This is a genomic window from Paenibacillus solanacearum (assembly GCF_910593845.1).
Classification (GTDB): domain Bacteria; phylum Bacillota; class Bacilli; order Paenibacillales; family NBRC-103111; genus Paenibacillus_G; species Paenibacillus_G solanacearum.
Genome location: NZ_CAJVAS010000050.1, coordinates 1 through 22144 on the forward strand (window position 1 = coordinate 1; position 22144 = coordinate 22144).

At 55.3% G+C, this 22144-nt stretch carries 22 protein-coding genes and 1 pseudogene; 7 read left to right on the forward strand and 16 right to left on the reverse strand.

The window, feature by feature from the left end; genetic code table 11:
* Positions 1–192 precede the first annotated feature (192 nt).
* The 5 genes and pseudogenes from KXG62_RS29525 (at position 193) to KXG62_RS29545 (ending at position 2644) form a co-directional block, all read left to right on the forward strand.
* Positions 193–495 carry a hypothetical protein gene (locus KXG62_RS29525; protein ID WP_218095605.1) on the forward strand — a complete coding sequence of 101 codons (303 nt, stop codon included), beginning with the start codon at positions 193–195 and terminating at the stop codon, positions 493–495.
* A 177-nt stretch (positions 496–672) separates the two neighbouring features.
* Positions 673–939 carry a recombinase family protein gene (locus KXG62_RS34780; protein WP_218095606.1) on the forward strand — a complete coding sequence of 89 codons (267 nt, stop codon included), beginning with the start codon at positions 673–675 and terminating at the stop codon, positions 937–939.
* A gap of 47 nt (positions 940–986) precedes the next feature.
* Positions 987–1265, forward strand: a pseudogene (locus tag KXG62_RS34785) (recombinase family protein); the annotation flags it as partial.
* Positions 1246–2283, forward strand: coding sequence for a recombinase family protein (locus KXG62_RS29540; RefSeq protein WP_246627707.1), 1038 nt, complete (start codon positions 1246–1248; stop codon positions 2281–2283). The pseudogene KXG62_RS34785 and the gene KXG62_RS29540, both read left to right, overlap by 20 nt.
* Before the next feature lie 88 nt (positions 2284–2371).
* Entirely contained in the window at positions 2372–2644 is a 273-nt protein-coding gene (locus tag KXG62_RS29545) for a hypothetical protein (protein WP_218095608.1), read from the forward strand.
* Between the two features lie 105 nt (positions 2645–2749).
* Here the strand turns inward: KXG62_RS29545 and KXG62_RS29550 are convergent, their stop codons facing one another.
* Both KXG62_RS29550 and KXG62_RS29555 read right to left on the reverse strand, forming a co-directional pair.
* Entirely contained in the window at positions 2750–3118 is a 369-nt protein-coding gene (locus tag KXG62_RS29550) for a DUF423 domain-containing protein (RefSeq protein WP_218095609.1), read from the reverse strand.
* Between the two features lie 96 nt (positions 3119–3214).
* Positions 3215–3730, reverse strand: a complete 516-nt coding sequence (locus tag KXG62_RS29555; protein WP_218095610.1) for a CcdC protein domain-containing protein — start codon at positions 3728–3730, stop codon at positions 3215–3217.
* A 281-nt stretch (positions 3731–4011) separates the two neighbouring features.
* Here KXG62_RS29555 and KXG62_RS29560 point away from each other — a divergent pair, with 281 nt between their 5' ends.
* Complete coding sequence (locus KXG62_RS29560; RefSeq protein ID WP_218095611.1) at positions 4012–5193, forward strand: sensor histidine kinase; 1182 nt, start codon at positions 4012–4014, stop codon at positions 5191–5193.
* Between the two features lie 2 nt (positions 5194–5195).
* Positions 5196–5870, forward strand: coding sequence for a response regulator (locus tag KXG62_RS29565; RefSeq protein ID WP_218095612.1), 675 nt, complete (start codon positions 5196–5198; stop codon positions 5868–5870).
* Positions 5871–5963: 93 nt separating this feature from the next.
* Here KXG62_RS29565 and dgoD read toward each other — a convergent pair whose 3' ends face one another.
* The 14 genes from dgoD to KXG62_RS29635 all read right to left on the reverse strand — a co-directional run bounded on the left by dgoD (position 5964) and on the right by KXG62_RS29635 (position 22138).
* Positions 5964–7112: a galactonate dehydratase gene (gene dgoD, locus KXG62_RS29570; RefSeq protein ID WP_218095641.1), complete on the reverse strand. Its 1149-nt coding sequence runs from the start codon at positions 7110–7112 to the stop codon at positions 5964–5966.
* A complete protein-coding gene (locus tag KXG62_RS29575) occupies positions 7112–9895 on the reverse strand; it encodes a glycoside hydrolase family 2 protein (protein WP_218095613.1) in 2784 nt (927 codons plus the stop codon). Before KXG62_RS29575 ends, dgoD begins: the two co-directional genes overlap by 1 nt.
* 16 nt (positions 9896–9911) lie before the next feature.
* Complete coding sequence (locus tag KXG62_RS29580; protein ID WP_218095614.1) at positions 9912–10745, reverse strand: carbohydrate ABC transporter permease; 834 nt, start codon at positions 10743–10745, stop codon at positions 9912–9914.
* A gap of 26 nt (positions 10746–10771) precedes the next feature.
* Entirely contained in the window at positions 10772–11650 is an 879-nt protein-coding gene (locus tag KXG62_RS29585; protein WP_246627705.1) for a carbohydrate ABC transporter permease, read from the reverse strand.
* Positions 11651–11716: 66 nt separating this feature from the next.
* Entirely contained in the window at positions 11717–13000 is a 1284-nt protein-coding gene (locus tag KXG62_RS29590) for an extracellular solute-binding protein (RefSeq protein ID WP_218095616.1), read from the reverse strand.
* 139 nt (positions 13001–13139) lie between these two features.
* Positions 13140–14063 carry an ArsR/SmtB family transcription factor gene (locus KXG62_RS29595; protein WP_218095617.1) on the reverse strand — a complete coding sequence of 308 codons (924 nt, stop codon included), beginning with the start codon at positions 14061–14063 and terminating at the stop codon, positions 13140–13142.
* Between the two features lie 136 nt (positions 14064–14199).
* Complete coding sequence (locus tag KXG62_RS29600) at positions 14200–14853, reverse strand: TVP38/TMEM64 family protein (RefSeq protein ID WP_218095618.1); 654 nt, start codon at positions 14851–14853, stop codon at positions 14200–14202.
* A 17-nt stretch (positions 14854–14870) separates the two neighbouring features.
* Positions 14871–15722 (reverse strand): hypothetical protein, encoded by an 852-nt coding sequence (locus KXG62_RS29605; protein WP_246627706.1) that lies wholly within the window; start codon positions 15720–15722, stop codon positions 14871–14873.
* Between the two features lie 55 nt (positions 15723–15777).
* Positions 15778–16398 carry an NAD(P)/FAD-dependent oxidoreductase gene (locus KXG62_RS29610; RefSeq protein WP_218095619.1) on the reverse strand — a complete coding sequence of 207 codons (621 nt, stop codon included), beginning with the start codon at positions 16396–16398 and terminating at the stop codon, positions 15778–15780.
* A 36-nt stretch (positions 16399–16434) separates the two neighbouring features.
* The gene (locus KXG62_RS29615; protein WP_218095620.1) at positions 16435–18867 is read right to left on the reverse strand and encodes a heavy metal translocating P-type ATPase; all 2433 of its coding nucleotides are present in this window, start codon (positions 18865–18867) and stop codon (positions 16435–16437) included.
* A gap of 118 nt (positions 18868–18985) precedes the next feature.
* Entirely contained in the window at positions 18986–19186 is a 201-nt protein-coding gene (locus KXG62_RS29620; protein WP_218095643.1) for a copper ion binding protein, read from the reverse strand.
* Positions 19187–19210: 24 nt separating this feature from the next.
* On the reverse strand, positions 19211–19537 hold the full coding sequence (locus KXG62_RS29625; protein WP_218095621.1) for a metal-sensitive transcriptional regulator: 327 nt from the start codon (positions 19535–19537) through the stop codon (positions 19211–19213).
* Between the two features lie 161 nt (positions 19538–19698).
* Positions 19699–21075, reverse strand: coding sequence for a DJ-1/PfpI family protein (locus tag KXG62_RS29630; RefSeq protein ID WP_218095622.1), 1377 nt, complete (start codon positions 21073–21075; stop codon positions 19699–19701).
* Between the two features lie 406 nt (positions 21076–21481).
* Positions 21482–22138: an ABC transporter permease gene (locus tag KXG62_RS29635; RefSeq protein ID WP_218095623.1), complete on the reverse strand. Its 657-nt coding sequence runs from the start codon at positions 22136–22138 to the stop codon at positions 21482–21484.
* Between the last annotated feature and the right edge of the window lie 6 nt (positions 22139–22144).

The following is a 22144-nucleotide window of genomic DNA, read 5'->3' on the forward strand; positions in this document are numbered from 1 at the left end:
TCTTCTGTTGTGGTAGTGATTGGTCGCACTTTCACTTTACCAAACGAAGCGGTGTTTTTCTATTTTTCAAGTCAACTACCTAATTGCTTGGAAAACCTCCCTGTACAAGGATTCATGCCGATTTTGGCTCTGCGAAAGTTGAGTTATAAACATATATCATAATCTGGAATGTAATCGAATGGAGGCTATCTTATGGACAAACCCACGCAACAAAAGCTAATGGATTTTCTGAAAGCAAACTTCGATACGGATGGCAATTTACGCTTTTTAGCAGTGTCAGCAATGAAACTTGTAGCAGCCGATCAGTTGACAACACTCTTCAAAGTTAGAATCGCCATTACTTTTCAGGCAGGTGATTCAGTCATCCCATTCTTCGACGGAACCGACATGTACGTTGGGATTAGTCCGAGTTCCATCAAATTTGCTCGCGAGCACGAGTGGGCCGACGGACCTCCGATCATGGAGGGAAGCCCGAACGAGCTTGCTCTGCCCTGAGTTTTGGAACTAGCTGAACCGTTCTTCGTTTCCCCCGAGGCTCAAGAAGCGGCAAACACAAGCTCTCACTGCAAAATGTGAAGATTTCCACCCTGACCGAGCGGATAGACTTCTCGGTGGCGCTGAATCAATTCGCTCTTCAATTGACGTCAGCACTCCACTCTTTGGAGCATCGCCGTGATCGGAATTAAGGTGCGGACTTTGTTTGAATTGAACGCAAAACCGATCATCACCGCTATTTACGTCCGGATATCGACCGAAGAACAAGCCGAGCACGGCTACTCCATAGACGCCCAGCGCGAAACACTGGAAAAGTATTGCGCTGATACCCAAAGAACGGTTTTCCGGATATATTGCGACCGGGGAGTGAGTGGTAAGAGCATCAATGGTCGCTTTGAACTGCAGCAGATGATGAAGGATGCGGAAAAAGCGTCGAACACTTAAACAAGCATAATGTAGCCTTCCGCTCATTCTCGGAGAATTTCGAGACAGCGACGCCAATGGGACGCTTCGCCCTGCAAATGATGGGAGCAGTCTCCGAGCTGGAGCGGAATACCATCCTGGAAAATATCAAGCTGGGACAGGGACAGAGGGCGCGGATGGGAAAGCACATCACCAAACTGCCACTCGGCTACCGGTTCGTCGACGTGCCGGATAGCGGCCCGGAGGCGCGTACGCTCGCTAGAGATCATCCCAGCGGAGGCGGCAATCGTACGGCGTATTTTCGAGCGGTATGCGTCTGGCCGGGGTCTGAAGTCGATCGCCAATGAATTGAACCACGGCGGTTTCAGGACAAGGAACAACAACCCCTTTTCCATCTGCGCCGTTCGAGATATTTTGGATAATCCGTTCTTTGTCGGCAAGGTGCGATATAACAGGTACACCAACTGGAGCGAGCGTCGAAGGAAAGGCAAAAACCCTAATCCTCTCCTAGTAGACGGCCATCATCCTCCTATCATCGTTGAAGAGCTCTGGGAGAAGGTCCAGTTTCTGCGCGAACGCAAGGCGTACACGTCAACCAAACGGTTCCATGGCAACTACGAGCTGACCGGGCTGATCCGCTGCCCCCAATGCGGCGCAGCGATGACGGCCAGCCGGACCAACAGCAAAGACAAGCACGGCCAGCCGCTCATCCTGATGTACTACTCGTGCGGAGCCTTCCGCAGCAAAGGCAGCGCGGTGTGCGGCGCGAACAGCGTCCGCAAGAAGGACGCCGAACGCTATGTCATCGACCGGATCAAGCAGGCGCTCGCCAAGCCGCACATCCTGCAAGCCATAGTCAAGAGCGTCAACGACCGCAAGGGGAACCAGGTTAAGCCGCTACAGGAGGGGCTCTCCACCATTCGGTCCGCGCTTGCCGACGTGCAGGCGAAGAAGTTGAGATACCTGGATCTCTACGAGAACGACCAGTTCGACAGCAGCCTGTTCGCGGGCCGCCTCTCCAAGCTGGAGGGCGAGATTAATCGCCTCCACGCCAGATGGTCCGAGCTGGAGTTGGACGGCAACCACTCGCCGCCGGTCTCCTACGAAACCGTCCGCTCCCTGATCGCGAGGCTCGACCACCTGCTGGACGCCTCCTCCACAGACCAGCGAAAAACGCTGCTCCATCTCATTATCAAGAAGATCACAGTCGACGATCACCGGCAGATCGATAAAATTGAAATGACCTTCGACGAAACGACGGAACACCATTTTTTAAGCCAGGCCCCTTCCGCTTGCACAACGGCGGAAGGGGCTTTTCCTTTTGACGGAAAAACCCCGAAGCATAGCCTGACCATCACCTTCTGAACAGCCGGATCAGTCAAAGGAGGGCGTAAGCATCTTCTCGCGCCTCCGCTCTTCCTCTATATAAATATTCCATTGGAGGTACACGACAATGAATGAATTCTACGGCCTGTCCTCACTCAAAGGCCTGCTGGCGGACACCCTGCGCGAAAAGCCCTGCGGCTATGTCATCGAAGAGATTTTCGCCCGTTTCCCCTCCGTCCCCGAACTGCTGGACGCGACCGAACAGGAGCTGACCGGCATCAAGGGCGTCGGCAAGGCAAAGGCGCGGCAGATCGTCTCCAACTGGCTTAAAGAGGCTCCGAACGTGCCTGAGCCTCTTCATTCTGGGGATATACTTACCTATCGTCTCCCATTCCTCTAATTTCGGAAATAATAATTATCTCCAGAAATCAAAACAACCGAACAACCCGCCGATCCCCATGTCGACGGGTTGTTCGATTGGCTATTACGTCAGCTCCCGCCATCCCTACCCCCGTATGAACGCACACGCCAGCACGATCCAGCCGGCTACAAATGCAAGCCCGCCGAGCGGGGTGATCGCACCGAGTTTTCGAATGCCGGTTAAGCTTAGCGCATACAAGCTGCCGGAGAAAAGGATGATACCGACCAGCAGCAGCCAGCCGGTTATGTTCACAAGTGGGCTCATCGGCACGCTGCCTGCGATCAGTCCGACGATCAGAAGCCCGATCGCGTGAATCATGTGATACTGCACGCCGGTCTGATAAACAGCCAGCATATCCGCCGTAAGCTTCTTCTTTAAGGCATGTGCCCCAAAGGCACCCAAAATGACGGAAACCGCCATATTCACGCTGCCTAACAGCAACATCACATTCAATGAACTTCCCCCTTACGTTCTTTCAGCTTCGCTTCCACCCCCATTGTAGCACGGTGTGACGCCCGGCGCCTAACGTCGGTTTGTGTCGCTGCACCACTACCGGGACAGCTGTCTTTGCTTCCGCAGAACGAGCAGATTGTACCCGGCATAGTAAGCAAACATCACAAGCAGCAATCCGGCCGACCAGCCGCTTACCATCGTCTGTATACTGCCTGCCCCCGACAAGCCTCCTTGTAAGCCGCCGCCCGGCTGCGCCTCGTATATACTGTAAAAGCGATAAACCAGCCGTCCGAAAAAGAGGACGGTGACGGCAACGCCGATCCATGCATTCGGACGGTAATGCCACCGTCCGCCGCGCTGCTCGAAATGCGTCAGCGCCGCGCCGTAATAGGCGAGCACGATCCCGAGAACAATTCCCGCCACATCCGAAACCAAGCTGACTGCGTGGGATAAGCCCCCCGCCAGAAACAACAGTCCGAGTACGGTGAAGACGACGATCATGATTTGCATTTTCTTGGAATTCAACGGCTGCCAGCCAAAGTTTCGGCGCACGCGGTTGAACATTCGGTACATAATAAACAGGCATAGCAGTACAATAATTACGGTTTGCATCTTTATTCTCTCCTCTGTTCAGGTCTATGTACTGATGTTACCTCAGACGCTGCCCCGAACACGACCGCCCCGAGATACAATTCGGTTCGGCACCGCCTCTATCTGCAGATAGAGACGTAGGCTGCCCCCTACTGTTTTCACCGCGCTCACTCCGGCTCATATTTTTTTGATTTCGGCGGACGACAAGGCTACAATGAATTCAACTTCTTCATGCGCAGGAGGCAGGAGGGCAACCCTGCTTCGCGGAACAGCCCGCGCAGCGGATATATGGAGGAATCAACATGTCGTCTGTCGATTATCGGGTGTACGGACAACCGCTCGTCCGGGCCGCGATTCTTTTCTTTCTTATGGATATGAACCGGTTGTTCAGCGGTTCTCCCTACCAAACGGCACTCCATCTCGTCATCTGGGCTTCCTTCTCCATCGTGCTGTCGATCCCCAGGTCATGGTGGACCAAAACACGGTTGGTTGCGGCAGGCGCCGTGATTACGATCGAGGCCGTATCGGCTTTTTTCTGGTTTCAAGAGGTGAAACCGCTCTACTTCATCGCGATTTTTATTTTTGCCGCCGCGGTTCACTTGTTCACCTCCAAGTCGCCGATTCCGGCAATGGCGGTTATGTTCGTAACGGCATGGCTGTATATCAAGTTCGGGCGTAACGACCTGTTCAATTTCATCTCCTTCGGTTTGCTCGCGTTCGTATTTTATTTTTCAATCCGAAGCCGCAAGCAGCGAAATGAAATGTACGAATTGAATAAGCGGCATTTGGCGGAGCTGCAGGAGGCTTACGACCAGCTTCAGGCGGCGTCCGTCACTTCGATGCAGTATGCGGTGCTGGAAGAACGGACGCGGATCGCCCGAGATATTCACGACGCGGTCGGGCATAGCCTGACCTCCTTGATCGTACAAATGCAAGCGATGCGCTACATGATGGCCAAAGATCCCGCCCAAGCGGAGCGCACGCTGGAAGACATGCTGACCATAGCCCGCCAAGGTCTTCAGGACATTCGAACGTCCGTCCATTCGTTGGCCGGCGACCGGTCGATTCCCGGCGTCATTCCTTTGAAGGCCTTGCTCTCCCGGATGGAGGCGTCGGCCAATATACACTATACGTTCCATGCCGACTTCAATGAGTATGAGGTGCAGGACGAGGTGTACGGCACTTTATTCCGAGTGCTGCAGGAAGCGACCACCAACATTATTCGTCATTCCCAAGCTTCGTTCGTGGAAGTCCGTATCCACAGGCAGTCCGACACCATCGTAATGCACATTCAGGACGACGGGATATTGCAGCCCGGGCAGAGCATCCGCGAAGGGTTCGGTCTGCGGGTGATGAAAGCCCGGCTGGAGGAAGGTGGCGGACGCCTTCATTATGCCATTCAAGAACCGCATGGCCTGGAGCTGATCGCCGAGATTCCGGCGTTTGCTCCAGGCCTGCCTCGTACTGACCAGAAGGAGGAATGACGATGCCGAACGATGAAAAAATTAAAGTGCTGCTCGCCGACGATCAGACGATGATCCGCCAAGGGTTCGGCTACATGATCGGCCTGCAATCCGATATGACGCTTGCAGGCGAGGCGGCGGACGGAGCTGAAGCGGTTGATCAGGCGCTGCAATGCCAGCCCGATGTCGTCCTAATGGATATTCAAATGCCGCGGATGTCCGGAATCGAGGCTGCACAGAAGATTTTGCTGCAGCGGCCCGATACGAAGATTGTCATATTGACGACGTTTGACGATCAGGAGTACATCTATCAAGGCATTCGCGCGGGAGCGGTCGGGTATTTGCTCAAGGACGCGGAGGTGGAGGACATGCTGGATGCGATTCGTTCGGCGTATCGCGGCGAAGCCGTGTACAAGACGGGGCAGGCGGCAAGCGCCATATCCAGAGCGATGGCGACAGGGCCGATCCCTTCTTCCCGCGAGTCAAGCCCAACGCCGCTGCTCGAACCGCTGACGGAAAGAGAGCGTGAAATATTGCAGGAGATGGCTTACGGGCTGCGCAACGACCAGATCGCCCACAAGCTGTTCATTACCGAGGGAACCGTGAAATCGCATGTCCACCGCATCTTGCAGAAGTTCGGCTGCGAGGACCGGACGCAGGCCGTCGTCGCCGCGCTGCGCAGCGGCATGGTGAACTAAGCTGCGCGCGGACCCGAAGACAAACGTCAGGCCAGCACCGACTTTTCGCACCGATGCTGGCCTCATATCCATTCATTTATTGTATAGCGCGTCTTACCACTCCGCGACCGTACCGTCCGCGTTGCGCCATAACGGGTTTTTCCAATCATGGCCGATCCGAGCCATCTCGCGCACCTTCTCCTCATTCACTTCCACGCCGAGTCCCGGCCCTTGCGGAATATCGACAAAGCCGTCCTTGTAGCGGAACACCTTCGGGTCGATCAAATAGTCGAGCAGGTCGCTGCCTTGATTGTAATGGATGCCCAGGCTTTGCTCCTGAATGAAGGCGTTCGGCGAGCAGGCGTCGACCTGCAGGCACGCGGCCAGCGCGATCGGCCCGAGCGGGCAGTGCGGAGCGAGCGCCACGTCGTAGGCTTCCGCCATCGCTGCGATTTTGCGCGTCTCCATCACGCCGCCCGCATGTGATACGTCGGGCTGAATAATGTCGACGATGCCCTGCTGCAGCAGCTCCTTGAAGCCCCAGCGCGTGTACATCCGCTCTCCGGTCGCGATCGGCGCCGAAGTGTACTTGGCGATCTCTTTCAGCGCTTCGTTGTTCTCTGGAAGCACCGGCTCTTCGATGAACATCGGGCGGAACGGCTCCAGCTCTTTGACCAATATTTTGGCCATCGCCTTGTGCACTCGGCCGTGAAAATCGATGCCGATCCCGAACTCCTTGCCGCCTACTTCGCGTACGGCAGCGATCCGGTTCAGCACTTCCTCCACCTTGTCGAACGAATCGATATAGTGAAGCTCCTCCGTACCGTTCATCTTCACGGCCGTAAACCCGGCGTCGATCTGCTTCTGCGCCGCTTCCTTCACGTCGCTCGGCCGGTCGCCGCCAATCCAGTTGTACACGCGGATACGGTCGCGGCACGCGCCGCCCATCAGCTCGTACACCGGCGCGTTGTAGAACTTGCCCTTAATGTCCCACAGCGCCTGCTCGATGCCGGACATGGCGCTCGTCAGCACCGGTCCGCCGCGGTAAAATCCGCCGCGGTACATCACCTGCCACAAATCTTCGATCCGCATCGGGTTTTGCCCGATCAAATACGGGGTCAGCTCTTCGACCGCCGTTTTGACCGTTTCCGCCCGGCCTTCGACGACAGGCTCGCCCCATCCGACCAGCCCGTCGTCGGTCGTCATTTTCAGAAACAGCCAGCGCGGTGGAACTTTGAACAATTCGATCGATTTAATTTTCATCATTCATTCTCCTTCATGGCAATATCGATTAATCGATGCAGCACGAGCGAAGCGATCGGATCGGCTTCGTAATGGTCAAGCAGCTTCCAGGTGACGACCGTGACGGTTCCTTTGCCTAGCGGATGACGGACGATGGAACCACCGTTCTGCCCTAGCCATCCCTGGAAGTATCCCGCGATCACTTCTCCGGCTTCGGCGATTCCGGGGTTGCCGAACATGTTGACCGTCCGCTTCACGCCGACCTTCTTGTAATCGGCAAACGGCAGCACATAGTCCGGATACAGTCCGCCCGCTTCCCACCCCATTTCACGGTGCAGCGGAATCCCCCGGAACATGTCGGGGTCGACGTAATTGAGCGAGGACGCGCGCGGCCAGCTTTCCCCCGGAGGCAATTCCCGGAACGTGAACGGTCCCGATGCGGACAGCTTATCGCCCTTTTCCGCCAGAAACAACACCCGTCCGCCTTGACGGGCGAACGTCTCGATGTCCTTGTCCAGGCAATCGGTGACGACAACCTGGTCCTGCTGTAAGCCGGAAGCGATCTGCCAGCCTTGCCGCTGCAGCTTCGCCGCAAATGCCGGACTCATGCGGTGGACCGTGATTGGAGTCGTGTTCCCTGCCTGCAGCACGCATTGCGACCTCGGCGTAATCGTCAGTTCATACTCGTTGCGAGCAATAAGCCTTCCTTCGGAATACCACTCCAGCTCCAGCCGTTCGAATGCCGCCGCCGCCGTCTCGGGAACGGCAAACATAAGAGCTTGCGGCAGGCGGTTCCACGGCCCGCTGCATTCCGCCGCTATTTCGCCCGTTAGGCCCGACTCGGCCAATCGCCAGCGCACCAAGCCGCTGCGAGGCTCAAGATCGTCGTTCGTCAGAACAAGATCCCAGGCTACCGTATCGCCCGACCATACGTTGGCCGCAGCTATCTCGGCAAAGACGCACGCCGCTCCGTTGAAATCGGCCAAACGGTCGAAGCCTTCCTTCGGCTGACGCAAAAAGTCGAGCCATCCGTTCGTTTCCCACTCGATGTCAGTGAACTCCGTTACGACGTATCCGCCGATCGCCGGTCTTTTGCGCATTTCTTCAACAAGCGATTTGACCGCGCGGAACATACGGCGCTGCGAGTGCAACGCAAGCTGTTCGAAGCTGCCGAACGTCCGGTCCAAGCCGAATTTGTTCATATTCTGCAAGGCCGTCGTCGGCTTTTTGTAATCGTCTTGATGCGTTTCTTCGCCTTGATTAACGAACCACCATGGCTCATTGCCGTCATAGAACATTTTGAGCCGTTCTACGTCGGGCAGCCCCCACACCCCGAATTCGGATACAATGATCGGTTCGCCTTGGGAGCGGTACGGCTTCACGAAGTTGGCATCGGGGTCGCCGATGACGAACTCGTCCAAATCTTTGCGCCACTCGTCCAGTTGGTCGGGACAAGCAAAGTAACGGTGATGATCGTTGATGTCGGTCTTAATATGAGTCCAACCGCTGTTGTCGCAAATGAGCCGGGTCGGGTCCCATGCCCGTACACTGTCGACCAGTTCGGCTACATGGCGCTGCTTCTCGGGGTCGAATTCCAAATCCCATTCGAGCCCCCATTCTTCATTATATATCGACCAAATAATAATGGAAGGATGATTATAGTCCCGCTTCAGCATCGCCCGGAGCTCCGCCACAAATCGTTCCCGCGCGGACGCAGTCCACTTGACGTAATTCGGCGGTTCCGCCCAAATGAGCATGCCGAGCCGATCGGCCCAATATAAGTATTCGGGTGTTTCCACTTTTATATGCTTTCGCAGCAAATTAAAGCCCATCTGCTTGGCCAGAGCGATTTCGCGTCGAATATACGCCTCGTCCTCCGCCGTATAGATCGTATCCGGGTAAAAGGCTTGATCCAGCGCGCCGCGAATATATACCGGCTGGCCATTGACGTAAATGCGCCCGTCCTTTTGCTCCACTTTACGCATTCCGAATGTCGTGACATACTGATCCGTTTCCGTCCGATGATCGATGAGGATAAGTTCGATTTCATATAAATGGGGCTGCGCCGGTGACCACAGCTTCATATCCGCTACGTTCACCCGCAGCTCGGCTTCCAGCCGTTCCTCCGACCGCAGCGCTGCCGGCACGACCAGGATGCCGTCGTATGACGAAGCTTCGAACGTATCGGCTTCCCCGCAAGCATGCGGCCGGATCGTATATTTCAGCTTCAAGTCTCCGGGAGCGCCGCTGCCGCCCGTCAGCTCGATGCGAACGCCCAGCTCCATCGCATCCGTATCCGGCGTAATCGCGGCGCTCAAGATATGCGCGTCCGACCGCTCTTCGACCCGGACTGATTGCCATATGCCGCTGACGCGCGTATACCAGCTGCCTTGCTTTCCGATCGGGATTTCCGCATTGTCCTTCGGATCGAATACGCTGACCGTTACCGTGTTCCGCTCCCGGATCAGCTCGGACGGGATGCGCAGCTCGAACGGCGTAAAGCCGCCCTCATGCTCGCCGACCCACTCATCGTTCCACCATACGGAACAACGATAGTCGACCGCGCCGAAGCATATATAGTGCTGCCGCTGCGTCGAGCAATCCGTTAATTCCACTTCTCGCCGATACCACGCAACGCCGTTATATCCGACAAGGTCGCCGCCCTCGCGCTGCCAGATGTGCGGTACCTTGACCTTCATCGCCTCTTCATCCCATGGCTTCTCGTACCAAGCTTCTCTCTCTCCAATCTGCAGCGGGTCTTTGGCGAATCGCCACTCCCCGTCCAGACTCCATGTTTGTCTCATGCTATCTCTCCCCCGATTATTTGATTCCGGTCATCGTTATGCCTTTAATAATATGTTTCTGGAACAAAATAAACGCGAGAATCGCCGGCAAACTGGCCAGCACATTGGCCGCCATCGGAATGATCAGCTCCGCGGTATATGCGCTTTGGAACGTCGGGATCCCGACGGGGAGCGTCATCATTTTCTCCTCGGTCACGGCCAGGAAAGGCCACAAGTAGTTGTTCCAGGAGGTGACGAAGGTGAAGATGCCGAGCGCCGCCATGGACGACCGGGACAAAGGCAGGAACAAGCTCCAATAAATGCGCAGCCAGCCGGCTCCGTCGATTTTGGCGGCCTCCACCAAATCTTTCGGAATGCCGTCATAAAACTGCTTCAGAATAAATACGCCGAGCGGCGCCGCCAAGCTGGGCAGTATGAGAGCCGGATACGAATTGATCAGCTCCATATCGACCATGATTTGAAACAGCGGAATGATCTTCGCTTCGATTGGCACCATCAGCCCCATAATGACAAGCCAGAAAATAACCGATTTCCCGACGAATTGAAGCCGGGACAGCGCAAAAGCCGCCAGCGAATTCAATATGACGGTCAGCACGGTCGTCACGACGGCGACGAACGAACTGTTCCAGGTCCAATTCCAAATGGACGCGTTGCCAAGCACATACTTATAGTTGTCGAGCGTAAACGGAGGCTTGAACAGCTCCCCGATTACCGTAACCGCGCTGCCGCCGGGCTTGACTGCCGTAACAAGCATCCATACGAGCGGTATGAGCCAGACGACGGCCAGTCCGAAGCTGGCCACATAAAGCAGCAGACGGCCCAAGGTCATTTTTCGCAAGCGATGTGTCATGTGGTTTCACCTTCCCGTACTAGCCGTCAGTCTTTGTTCGACAGCAGCTTGAATTGGATGATCGCGAATACGATCGTGACGACGAACAGCACGTAAGACATCGCCGATGCGATTCCCATGTCGCGTTCGATAAAGCCTTTTTCATAAATATATTGAACGAGCGTCCGGGTGGACGTTCCCGGCCCGCCCTTCGTCATCAAGTACGTTTGTCCGAACAGCTTGAAGGACGAAATGGTCTGCAATACGACCGTAAGCAGCATGACGCTCTTAATCGACGGCAGCGTGATGGCTGTAAACTGGCGCCAAGCCCCTGCCCCGTCAATTCTCGCCGCTTCGTAGATGTCCTCCGGAATTTCTTGAAGCCCGGCCAGGAACAGCACCATATTGAACCCGACGGTCCACCATACGGTCGCGATTAATACCGAAATCCAGGCCAGCTGCGGCTCGTCGAGCCAGAACAGCTCCTGCACGACGCCGAGCTTGTGAAGAAACGTATTCAGCAACCCCGTATACGGCTGCAAAATAAATACCCAAATGCTCGAAATGACCGAGATGGACAACACGAACGGCAGGAAAAACACCGAGCGAAGCAGCGTCGTTCCTTTCAATTTGGCATTGACGATAAGCGCCAATCCCAGACCTACGACAATTAAGGAAGGCGTTGAAATGAGCACGAAGTAAAATGTGTTCCAGAGCGCTTCCCAAAAATAACGGTCGCGGAACATGTCCGCATAGTTGGCCAGTCCTACGAATGTGTAATCCATCGAAATGGACACTTTGTTCAAGCTGGTCACGAAGCCCCGAATAATAGGGTAGAGCATAAACATCGAGTAAATGATCAGGAAAGGAAGCAAGAACAAGTAAGCCGCGATATTCTCGCTCTTTCGTCCCCACAGCTGTCTCACGGCGCAATCCTCCTTATCAGAAGCAGAGTGCCTGAGAACCTGCCCCAGACACTCTCGTTCCATCCATTATTTAGCCAGCAGTTCGTTAATTTCTTTCTCCGCCCGCTCCAGCGTTTGCTCCGGCGTGGCCTGGCCGTTCATCATGACATTGAGATGCTTCTTGAATATATCCTGCACGGCCGTAATCTTCGGCGAGTTCGGCATATAGCTGACGTAGTCCGCGATTTCCACGTAGTCGCTGCGGTATTTCAGCGCCTTGAATTCATTGGATTGCAGAACAGACGGCTTGCTTGGCACATGGCCCGCTTTAGCCCAGGACGCTGCGTTGGAAGCAACCCAGTCCGCGAACTTGAGCGCCGCCGTTTGCTTCGCTTCGTCGGCCGTTTTTTGCACCGGCAGCACGAACGTGTGGGAATCACCCCAGGTCGCTTTCTTCTCGAACAGCTGCGGAATCGGCGTAGCGATGAATTTTAAGTTCTGATTTTGCTCCAGCGAGCCGGTCATCCACGCCCCGTTGAACATGAGCGCGCCTTTGGCCGCGGTGAAGATTTCGCCGCCGTTCTTCGTATTTTTCGGCCACAAGTCCTCCGTGACCATTTGGTTCATCAACGCAAGCGCCTGCTTGCCTTTATCATTGTTGAAAGCGGCTTTCTTGCCGTCATCGCTGAGCAGCTTGCCGTTCATCTGGGAGTACAGCGTCCACCAGATGCGCAGCGGCGAATCGCCGCTCGAGGTTGCCGCCACCGGGAAGACGCCGGCCGGCGCTTTCGACTTGATCGCTTGCAGCGTTTTCATAAATCCGTCTTTGCCGGCTTCCAGCTTCACTTTGCCGTTCGCATCGACAAGTCCGGCATCCTTCATGATGCTTTCATTCGCGAACAGGATGAGCGCATGCGTATCCAGCGGCACCGCGTAATTTTTCCCGTCGACAATCGTCGAGCTTAGAATGTTCTTGCTGTACGTATTCCAATCGATACCGGCTTTCTGTGCCGTACCGCTAAGTTCCTGAATCATTTTCGCCGAGGTCAGCTCCGCCAGCTTGGACGCATGCGCGATCGCAATATCCGGGGCTTGGTTCGACGCGATGGAGGTTTGCAGCTTCGTGTAATATTCCTCAGCTTTCAGATTCAATATTTCCACTTGAATGTCGGAATGACTGCCGTTGAACTTCGTAACCAGCTCTTTCATGAAGTCGCCGTCTCCGCCGCTGAACGGAGCCCAATATTTCAATTGAACCGCAGCCGGTTTGGAACCGCCTTCATTCGAGCCTGCAGCCGGTTCTTTCCCGCAGCCTGCCATGACCCCCGTCAACAGGACTGTGCTCAATACCAAAGCGCTTAACTTTTTCATCGTAATCCCCTCTCTGTTGTAACTGTCGACGCTTTTATTATTACATATTTAGTTGTTATATTTCAAGTATATTGGTAATAAAAATGTTGCCAAAGCCAGGAACCGTTTCTTCCACTCAAAACGGCCCCTTCAGTCTTTCTTATTGGCGTCCCTTCGGCACATATTTGACCTTCATGAGCAGATCCTGCTCGTAGTTTCCGAATTTCTTGCCGAAAAGATTCATGCCCCCCACATTTTGCGCATCCTGCTTAATGCCAAGACGCAATGAAATGAACGGCTTGTCCAGCAGACCAAGCTCATCGATCTTGATGCTGGAGATGCTTAACCCGTCAACATAGCTTCCTTCGCTATTAATTTTCCAATTTTTCAGCAAACCATACTGCGTATTGTTCGTTCCCCACCAAGAGGGCGTCAGGAAGCCTCTCTCCCCGCCAAAATCCCCCGGCGATGTCCAGGTGCCGATTTCTTGCCCGTTCACCCAGCACGTAATATCCGACGGCCAATCCGGCTTATGATAAGGAGCCTCCGAGCACAGTTCAAGCGAAAACTCCAGCTCCTCAACCTGCGTGCCGTAAGGAATCCGGTTCGGAAAATGATACTCCACATATCCCGAGCGGAACCAGAGCAGCTGCGCCCTTTTCCGGTCGGGCTCATAGAACGAACGCGGGTCGTCCTGCACAAGCAAGATGCCTTCCTCGCTGAGCAGCCCGCAGGTCGGCTGGACCTCGCAGTTCACGAACTCGCCGATCGGCAGCTCGATCTCCACCACATGCTCCTGTTCCTTCTCCCGCTCCGTCAAATTAATGATAATGCGGTCGTATTTCTTCGAATTGACCTTCTGCGTTCCGCGCCCCGGCACAATTTCCGTCGAGATGATGCCCGCATCCTCCAGCTTCTTGATGTTGACCGCCGCGGTAGAGAATGGCAGCTTCATTCGCTCTGCGATCTCATTGACGTTCTGCGGGCCTTCCGTCAAAATACGGACCATTTCCATCCGGTGCTCATTGGCTAGCGTCTTACATATTTCAAGTGCTTCGTGCAGCGTCAATTCCAACGTTCTCATGGATTGTTCTCCTTTTATAATAATAAATGTTGTAATAAAAATCGGTTACTTGTACTGTACAAAATTACGGTTGAAAAAGCAATGGCCGCTCAGGATGATCAGGATGTGCGTACACCTCAAAAATCCCCTTCCGGAATCAGAGCTCGGAAGGGGATTTTCCCATGGCTTTGGACGAAAGCGGGCGCTTCCTCCATAGCCGATAGCTGAAATAAACCACGACTAGAAAAGCGGCATAAATGCCAATCGCGATAGCAGCGGTTTGCATGTTGGAGAACACATGCTCTCCCACAAAAGCGAATATGAGCATGACGGGCACTTTGCCGATCAACGTCGCCGTCATGAACGCGATCCACGACATGCGGGTAATCGCCGAATACACATTGACCGCAGCCGACGGGATGATCGGGATCAGCCGGGCGAACAGCACCCCGACGAACGGATTGCGCTCATATATGGCCGTGAATCGGTCAAGCCGTCTGAATCGGGACAAAAATTCCCGTGCGGCGCGCTGCAGCACGTAGCGCGCCAGTACGAACATAATCCCCGCCGCAGCGCTGGATGCAAGCAGGTTGATGAAGCTGCCCGCGACAAGTCCGAATTTGGCTCCCATCAGGCCAGCTACAATCCCGTAAGGGATGACCGGCACGAGCGCCGCGAACAGCGCCAGCAGTGTCATCGGCACGAGCTGGGAACGGTCGCTGTACCGGACCCACTCCAACAGTTCTTCTTTATAGTAGAAAGACGCAACAACGGCAGCGGCGTATGCCGCTGCCAACATCCATTTTTTCAAAAGTCGTCCCCGCCCTCTTACGGAACTTTCACGACAAACGGAACGGTGAACACGCTGCCCTGATGCTGAAACTGTCCCCATATTTTATAAACGCCGCTGGCCGGGAACGTCGTCATAAATTTCGCCTCGGGTCCCGCCGCCTTTTCGTCCGTCGGATGCACGTGAAGGTACTGCGATGCATCGGCACTGAGCACGACGACGTGTCCGACCGCGCCGAGATACGGCTGCAAATTGGTAATCGGCTTTTTCGAAGCGGCGTCTTTGATCGTAAACGTCATGTTGACCGCTTGACCTGCCTGTAATTTATCGAAGGCGAGCGTCACTTCCTTGCCGTCGATCGTTTTCGTGAGATTGGCTTCCGGCTGGAGTGCCACCGGCTTGGCCGCATCGCCCTGCACGGTGATCCACTGGCTCTTCGTCATCGAGCCCATCCCGGTCGGAACGAAATCGGCGAACAGCTTGTAATCGCCGCCAGCCGGAAATTGCGTCGCGATTTGGAACGAACCTTTCCCCTTGTCTTCCGGGTGGATGTGATGGAAGTAGGACAAATCTTTGCTGACAACGATCAAATGCAGCTTCTTCTCGTGACTGATATCCAAGCTTTCGATCGGCTTGTTGTCCTTGCCGACGATCTGTATCGATACATTCGTATCCTGCTTCGCCTGCGGCTTCTCGCTGGACAGCTTGAATACCGCCTGAACGTCCTTCTCCTGACCGGCTGCCGCTCCCGCCTGCGTCCCCGCTTCATGAGCGCCATGGCCTCCGTGCTCCGCACTGCCGTTCGTTTTCGCATCCGACTTGCCGCAGGCGCTGAGTAAAGCGGCCGACAGCAGCAGCGGGATCGCAATTTTCATCATTTTCGCATTCATGTCATAATCCTCCCGATCGATTCAATCGCTTCATAAGCTTATTGGGCTTCGGGGGCTATCCGGCCACTGCCTCGCGCAGCGTCTCGGCGGTAACCCGCTCGATAAATTTGGAGAACTTCTCCTTCTTCTTGCCGTGATCCTGAAAGTATTGGATGAGACCTCGGACGACCGGGAGCAGGCGCTCTTCGGGGACGCGCTCCAAGAAGAGGAACCCGAGCGCCGCCTTCAGCGACTTCGCATCGCCGCCGATATAAATGTCATACGCGTCTCTCATCTTCACGACGCCGATATCTTTCAGCAGCGGCTCACCCGTCGCCAGCGCACAGCCGGAGTAACCGATCTTGAGCGGACTCGGCGCCGCGAGTCCGGCGACGGCTTCATCCAGCGCCTTGGCCGTACTCATACCGGCTTCCGCCGCACCTTTGCAAAAGTTACAGGTGATCAAGCTCTTCGTATACATTCCGGCGGGATAAAGCGCGAGCCCCGCTTGCTGCAGCTTCGCCTTGGCCTCCTCCGCTTGCTCCTCCTGCATTTCTACGTACAACTGCTTGAACGTGGTCATCTCGATGCGGGCATCGCTTCCTACAACGGTACCCAGCACAGCCAGCTGTTCCGGCTTGAACATCGTCCCCCCGACTTCAAACCCCGGCGTGACCGCAAATTTTAACGTCGCCATCCGTTCAGGCTCCTCTCCTTGCTCCATGACGAGCAGTTATACTTTCGTTCTTTGCAGACGCAGCGCGTTGAGCACGACCGACACGGAGCTTAACGCCATAGCCGCCCCGGCCACCCAAGGAGCCAGCAGGCCAATCGCCGCCACCGGGATGCCGATCGTATTGTAAGCCAACGCCCAAAACAAGTTTTGGCGAATATTCGTCATCGTCTTCCGGCTCATCTGAATCGCATCCGGGATGCTGCTCAAATCGCCCCGCATCAGCGTCACGTCCGCGGCCTCCATCGCCACGTCCGTACCGGTGCCGATCGCCATACCGATGTCGGCCATCGCCAAGGCCGGCGCATCGTTGATGCCATCTCCGACCATGGCGACCTTCTTCCCTTCGGCCTGCAGCTTCTTCACTTCCTCGGCTTTGCCTTCCGGCAGCACTTCCGCCAGCACGTGATCGATGCCAGCTTGCGCGGCGATCGCCCGGGCCGTGCGCTCGTTATCGCCGGTAATCATGATCACTTCGATGCCCATGTCTTTCAGCCGCGCCACTGCGGCCTGCGACGTTTCTTTGATCGTATCGGCGACGGCGACAAGGCCGGCGAACTTGCGGTCTACGGCGATCAGCATCGCTGTTTTGCCCGATTGCTCCAGCTCCGCCATCGTCTCCAGGGCGTCGCTTGCATCGATGCTGTACTCGGCCATCAGCCTTCTGGTGCCGGCGAGCACCTCTTTACCTTCCACGACGGCCCGGATACCGAAGCCGGGAATCGCTTCGAACGATTCCGCCGCAGGCAGCTCGACGCCTTTGGCTGCAATGCCGGCCACAATCGCCTCCGCAAGCGGATGCTCCGAGCTTTTCTCGGCGGCCCCGACCCATCTCAAGAATGACGGTTCGTCAATACCGACCGGCAGCACGTCTGTCAGCTCCGGTTTGCCTTTGGTCACCGTGCCGGTCTTGTCGAGAATGATCGTGTCGATCCGGTGCGTCGCCTCCAGGTGTTCCCCGCCTTTAAATAGCACACCAAGCTCCGCGGCGCGGCCCGACCCGGCCATAATGGACGTCGGCGTCGCGAGTCCCAGAGCGCACGGGCAAGCGATAACAAGTATCGCAATCGCCTTCTCCAGCGCTTCGGCGAAATCGCCCGAGGTGACGAAGAAGTACCATACAAGGAATGCGGCAACAGCGATCCCTACAACGATCGGCACGAAGATACCGGAGATGACGTCCGCTACACGCTGGATCGGAGCTTTGGAGCCTTGCGCCTCCTCGACGACCTTAATGATTTGGGCAAGCGCCGTTTCTTTGCCGACCCGGGTCGCCTTGATCTTGAGGAGTCCATTCTTGTTGATCGTGGCGCCGATCACGCTGTCGCCCGCTTGTTTCCCAACCGGGAGGCTTTCCCCGGTCAGCATCGACTCGTCTACGGAAGAGGTCCCTTCGACGACTTCGCCGTCCACCGGCACCTTCTCTCCCGGCTTGACGATGACGATATCGTGCACGATGACGTCTTCGACGGGAATGCTCATTTCCTGGCCGCCGCGAATGACGAGCGCCGTCTTCGCTTGCAGCCCCATTAACGTTTTGATCGCTTCCGAGGTGCGGCCTTTGGCCAGCCCCTCGAACAGCTTGCCGAGCAGCACGAGCGTGATCAGCACGGCGCTTGTTTCATAGTACAGTTCGGGGCCATGATGTACGCTCGCCCCTTGGCGGGCCCATTCCACGGTCAAGTATAAGCTGTAGAAATAGGCGGCCGATGTTCCCAAGGATACGAGTACGTCCATGTTCGCGCTTTTGTTGCGCAGCGCCTTGTACGCGCCAATGTAGAAGTGCCGGCCGATGTAGAATTGAACCGGCGTGGCCAGCGCAAGCTGAAACCACGGATTCATGAACAGCTCCGGCATCCAGATCCACGACGTGAACGAGAAGTGCGTCACCATCGCCCACAGCAGCGGCAAGGACAAGATGGCGGAGGCGATAAACTTCCGTTTTTGCCGGGCGATCTCTTGCTCGCGGTGCCCGGACGCATCCTCCAGCTCTTCCTTGACGAACGCCTTGTAACCGAGCTGTTCCACTTTGCGCTGCATATCGCCGATCGATACTTGCGCCGAGTTGTATTCGACATGCGCCGTCTCCAAAGCGAAGTTGACGGAAGCTTTGGACACGCCCGGCAGCTTGTTCAAGCCCTTCTCGATTCGCGCCGCGCAAGCTGCGCAGGTCATCCCGGTTAACCGCAGCTCGACGGCCTCCTTCACCGTACCGTAGCCGAGCTTCGCGATGCTTTGCTCCATTTGTGCGATATCGACCTGCTGCGGATCGAACGTGACGGAGGCTCTTTCGAGCGCAAAGTTGACATTGGCTTCCGATACGCCGGATATTTTCTTCAAGCCCTTCTCGATCCGGTTGGCGCAAGCGGCGCAGGTCATGCCGGTAATTTGCAGCGTTGCTTGCTCGCTTTCTTTGGACTGTGCTGTACTCATTGGATATCACCCTCTATATAAGGTACCCCTGTAGGGTATAATTATGTGCGAAATAATGGAGCCACACAGGTGGCTCCGGTTGATCTTCCCTGCTTGCTCACAGGACAGAAGAAGCGGATCAAACGATATCGTACCCTTGGTCTTCTATCGCCGCTTTGATCGCTTCGAGCGTTACTTTTGACTCGTCGTACTGCACCGTTACCGATTTGCCGGCCAAATCGACTTGGGCCGATGCGCCGATCTGCTTCACGGCCCCTTCAATCGAGTTCACGCAATGTCCGCACGACATTCCTTCGACTTGCAGCTTCGCATTTTGCATCATGATAACCTCCTATGAATTGTATTATTTCATTAATTTATTTACAGTGATCAGCAGCTCGTCAATAACCTCGCGATCGCCGGATTGAATCCGGTCGATAACGCAGCTCTTCATATGGCCTTCGAGAAGCAGCTTCCCGACGCTATTCAATGCGGATTGGATCGCCGCGATTTGATTCAGAACGTCGTCGCAATACGTATCCTTCTCAATCATTCCCTTGACGCCCCTGATCTGGCCTTCGATCCGGTTCAGCCGGGAGACGAGATTCGACTTCATCTTATCCGAGTGGTGGCTCTTGCGCTCCTCCTCGGCATGGCAGCATTCCTTCTCCACATCATTTGTAATGTCCATCGCATGATCACCTCTTGCACTTAATATACAATACCCCCGGTGAGTATGTCAACGGTAAAAATAATTGCAGTGATACCTTTATATTACCGCCCTGTCCCGGCGTTTATGCATACGGTGACCGCAGTGATCATGCGGTGAAAAACATGAGGACACTATTCCTCTTACAGGCGCCTTGCTGCTGGATGACAGCCGCTCCTCACTTTACGAATGAACCGTCTGTCGATATAGAAGGCAGCCAGCCCTGCTGCCAAACTAATCAAGACAGGTAGACCGAAACTTTCATAGGAAAACGGTTTGCCATGGAATTGAAGATCGGCCGCGCGGTATTCCAGTCGCTTAGCGCCATACTTTGCGGTCAGGACATCCTCTTGACTGGATAAATCCTCAAGCGGAGCGTCAAACATAAATCGGTCCGCCGAACCGCTGTGAATGAACTCAGGCGCCGCGTTATTCCCCTTTTCAATCCACTGTTTAACATGTTCCGCAGCTAAAGACTCCGCCTTCACCCCCGGAACGAACATGCGATCCAGCTTCGGAGCATTCGACATTTGGTATCGGGTGACAAGGTTCAGGTGATGCTTCGTTACGATCGGCTGCTTGGCGTCCGAGACGGTATATACTTTGGTCGTTCCGGAAGCGGCATACGTATCGAATATCGAAGCAAGCGCCCCGTCGTCCATCCCGTCATACAACAATACCCCTGCGCTTTTTTTGCTCCATTGGAGTGCTTGGTTCAACGTAAATATCCATTCGGTTCGATCTACATGATAAGGGTCAATCTTCGGATCGTTTACAAAATGATAGGAAGGATAATTCATTTCTTTCGCTATGTTCTCCGCCATAGGCTCCCCTAATTGCTGTGAGATCACATAGAGGACGGCATCGATGCCTGAGGTGAGCGCAGCGGAAGAAACGATGTTCCCGTCCGCGACATAGCGCACATCTCTTTTCCATTTCGTTTCAGGATATTTATCGATTTCGTGATAGTCAAAGCTTTTCCAATCGGTGACTGCCTCTTTGCCTTTTAGTAAACCGGTATCGGCCAGATTCAATCCCCCAGCGCAAATGCTTAACAGCTTCGCGTCCGAATGTTTCTGAATCCATTCCCGGATGGGCTTATACTTGGCTTCGTCCCCCATCGGCATGGCCGGGATCACAATGAGGTCGGGACTTTTCCCTAACAATCGATCCAGTTCGTCCAAAGAATAGTGCGGCATCAGATCCAAACCGCCGGAGAGTGTTTTCACGTTCTTGTCCGGGGCGACTGCGTAGACATTATAAGCCCCCGTCATCGCGAACATTTCATACGGAACCATAAAATCGAATACCTCCGTCGTCGGGTTGGATAGTAGGACCGCGACCGTAGGCTTCCGAGGATGATGCGCAGGGATGCTCACGTCTTGTAAAGCAGGCATTGGCGTTTGCCGAGTGGGAAGCCAGTACGCATGATTGGAGCGAATGTACCCCCACGCACCGATCCCGCCGAACAGGATGACGAACGTCGTGGCATAGACAACGACGCGCAATAATAACTTCATACTTGATTCTCCTCTGTTCCAATTTTCCCCGCTTTGCTGCCGCAGCGGCCGTTTCAGCCTCTGTCATCCGCTTCGCCATTGCGAGGTGTCTTTCATCTGCAGCCATCTTATCACGGCGGAACAATAGGCAGCCCGCAAATAATGACGATCACAACGCAAAATATTGCGGTCTTCCCGCGAAGTATGACGCTGGTTTTCGTGGAATGATGAATACAGCCGCTGTGCTGAGGAGCCAAGCGCCACGATGTCGGTCGCGATAACAAGGTAAGAGGAGAACTGCTATGTGCATGAAATTTGGCCGCCCACTGCGCATAGAAACGAGAGAAGAGCCTACCGCCGCGATTGCGGGGATAGGCTCTTCTTGGCGGCCGTTTAGGCTGCGGCAAATCATATGTTTCCTGCGCTCCTATACGCCGGAAACGGTGTTCCGTTTCTTCTGCAAGCGGCCGAGCGCCATATCCGCCATGATGGCCAGCAGCGCGGCAGGAATTGCTCCGGCGTAGATCCGCACCGGATTACGCAGGTTAATACCGGCGTAAATTTCCCGGCCGAGGCCGTCGCCGCCGATCAGCGGCGCCATCGTGGCGACGCCGATCGCGATAACGGCAGCCACCCGCAGGCCGGCCAACAGAAACGGAACCGACAGCGGCATCTGTACGCGCCACAGCAGCTGCACGGCGCTCATCCCCATGCCGACGCCGGCGTCCGTTACGCTGCGGTCGACTTGCGTCAGCCCCACATACGTATTGCGGATGATCGGCAGCAGCGAGTATAAGAACAGCCCGATGACGACGGTATAAAAGCCGAGTCCGAATACAATCATGAGGATGGCCAGAAGCGCCAGACTCGGAAATACCTGAATTACATTGGCCGCCTGTAAGATGAAGGCGCCCCATTTCTTATACTTCGCGCTAATAATGCCGAGAGGGATGCCGACGACCAGCGCCAGACCGAGTCCGCACAGCACCATTGCGATATGCTGCATCGTCAGCTCGAGCAGCTCCTCTGTATGTCCGGTTACGTAATTGTATAGCTGCACACCGATGTTCGGGGTCGAATCCATCCTGCA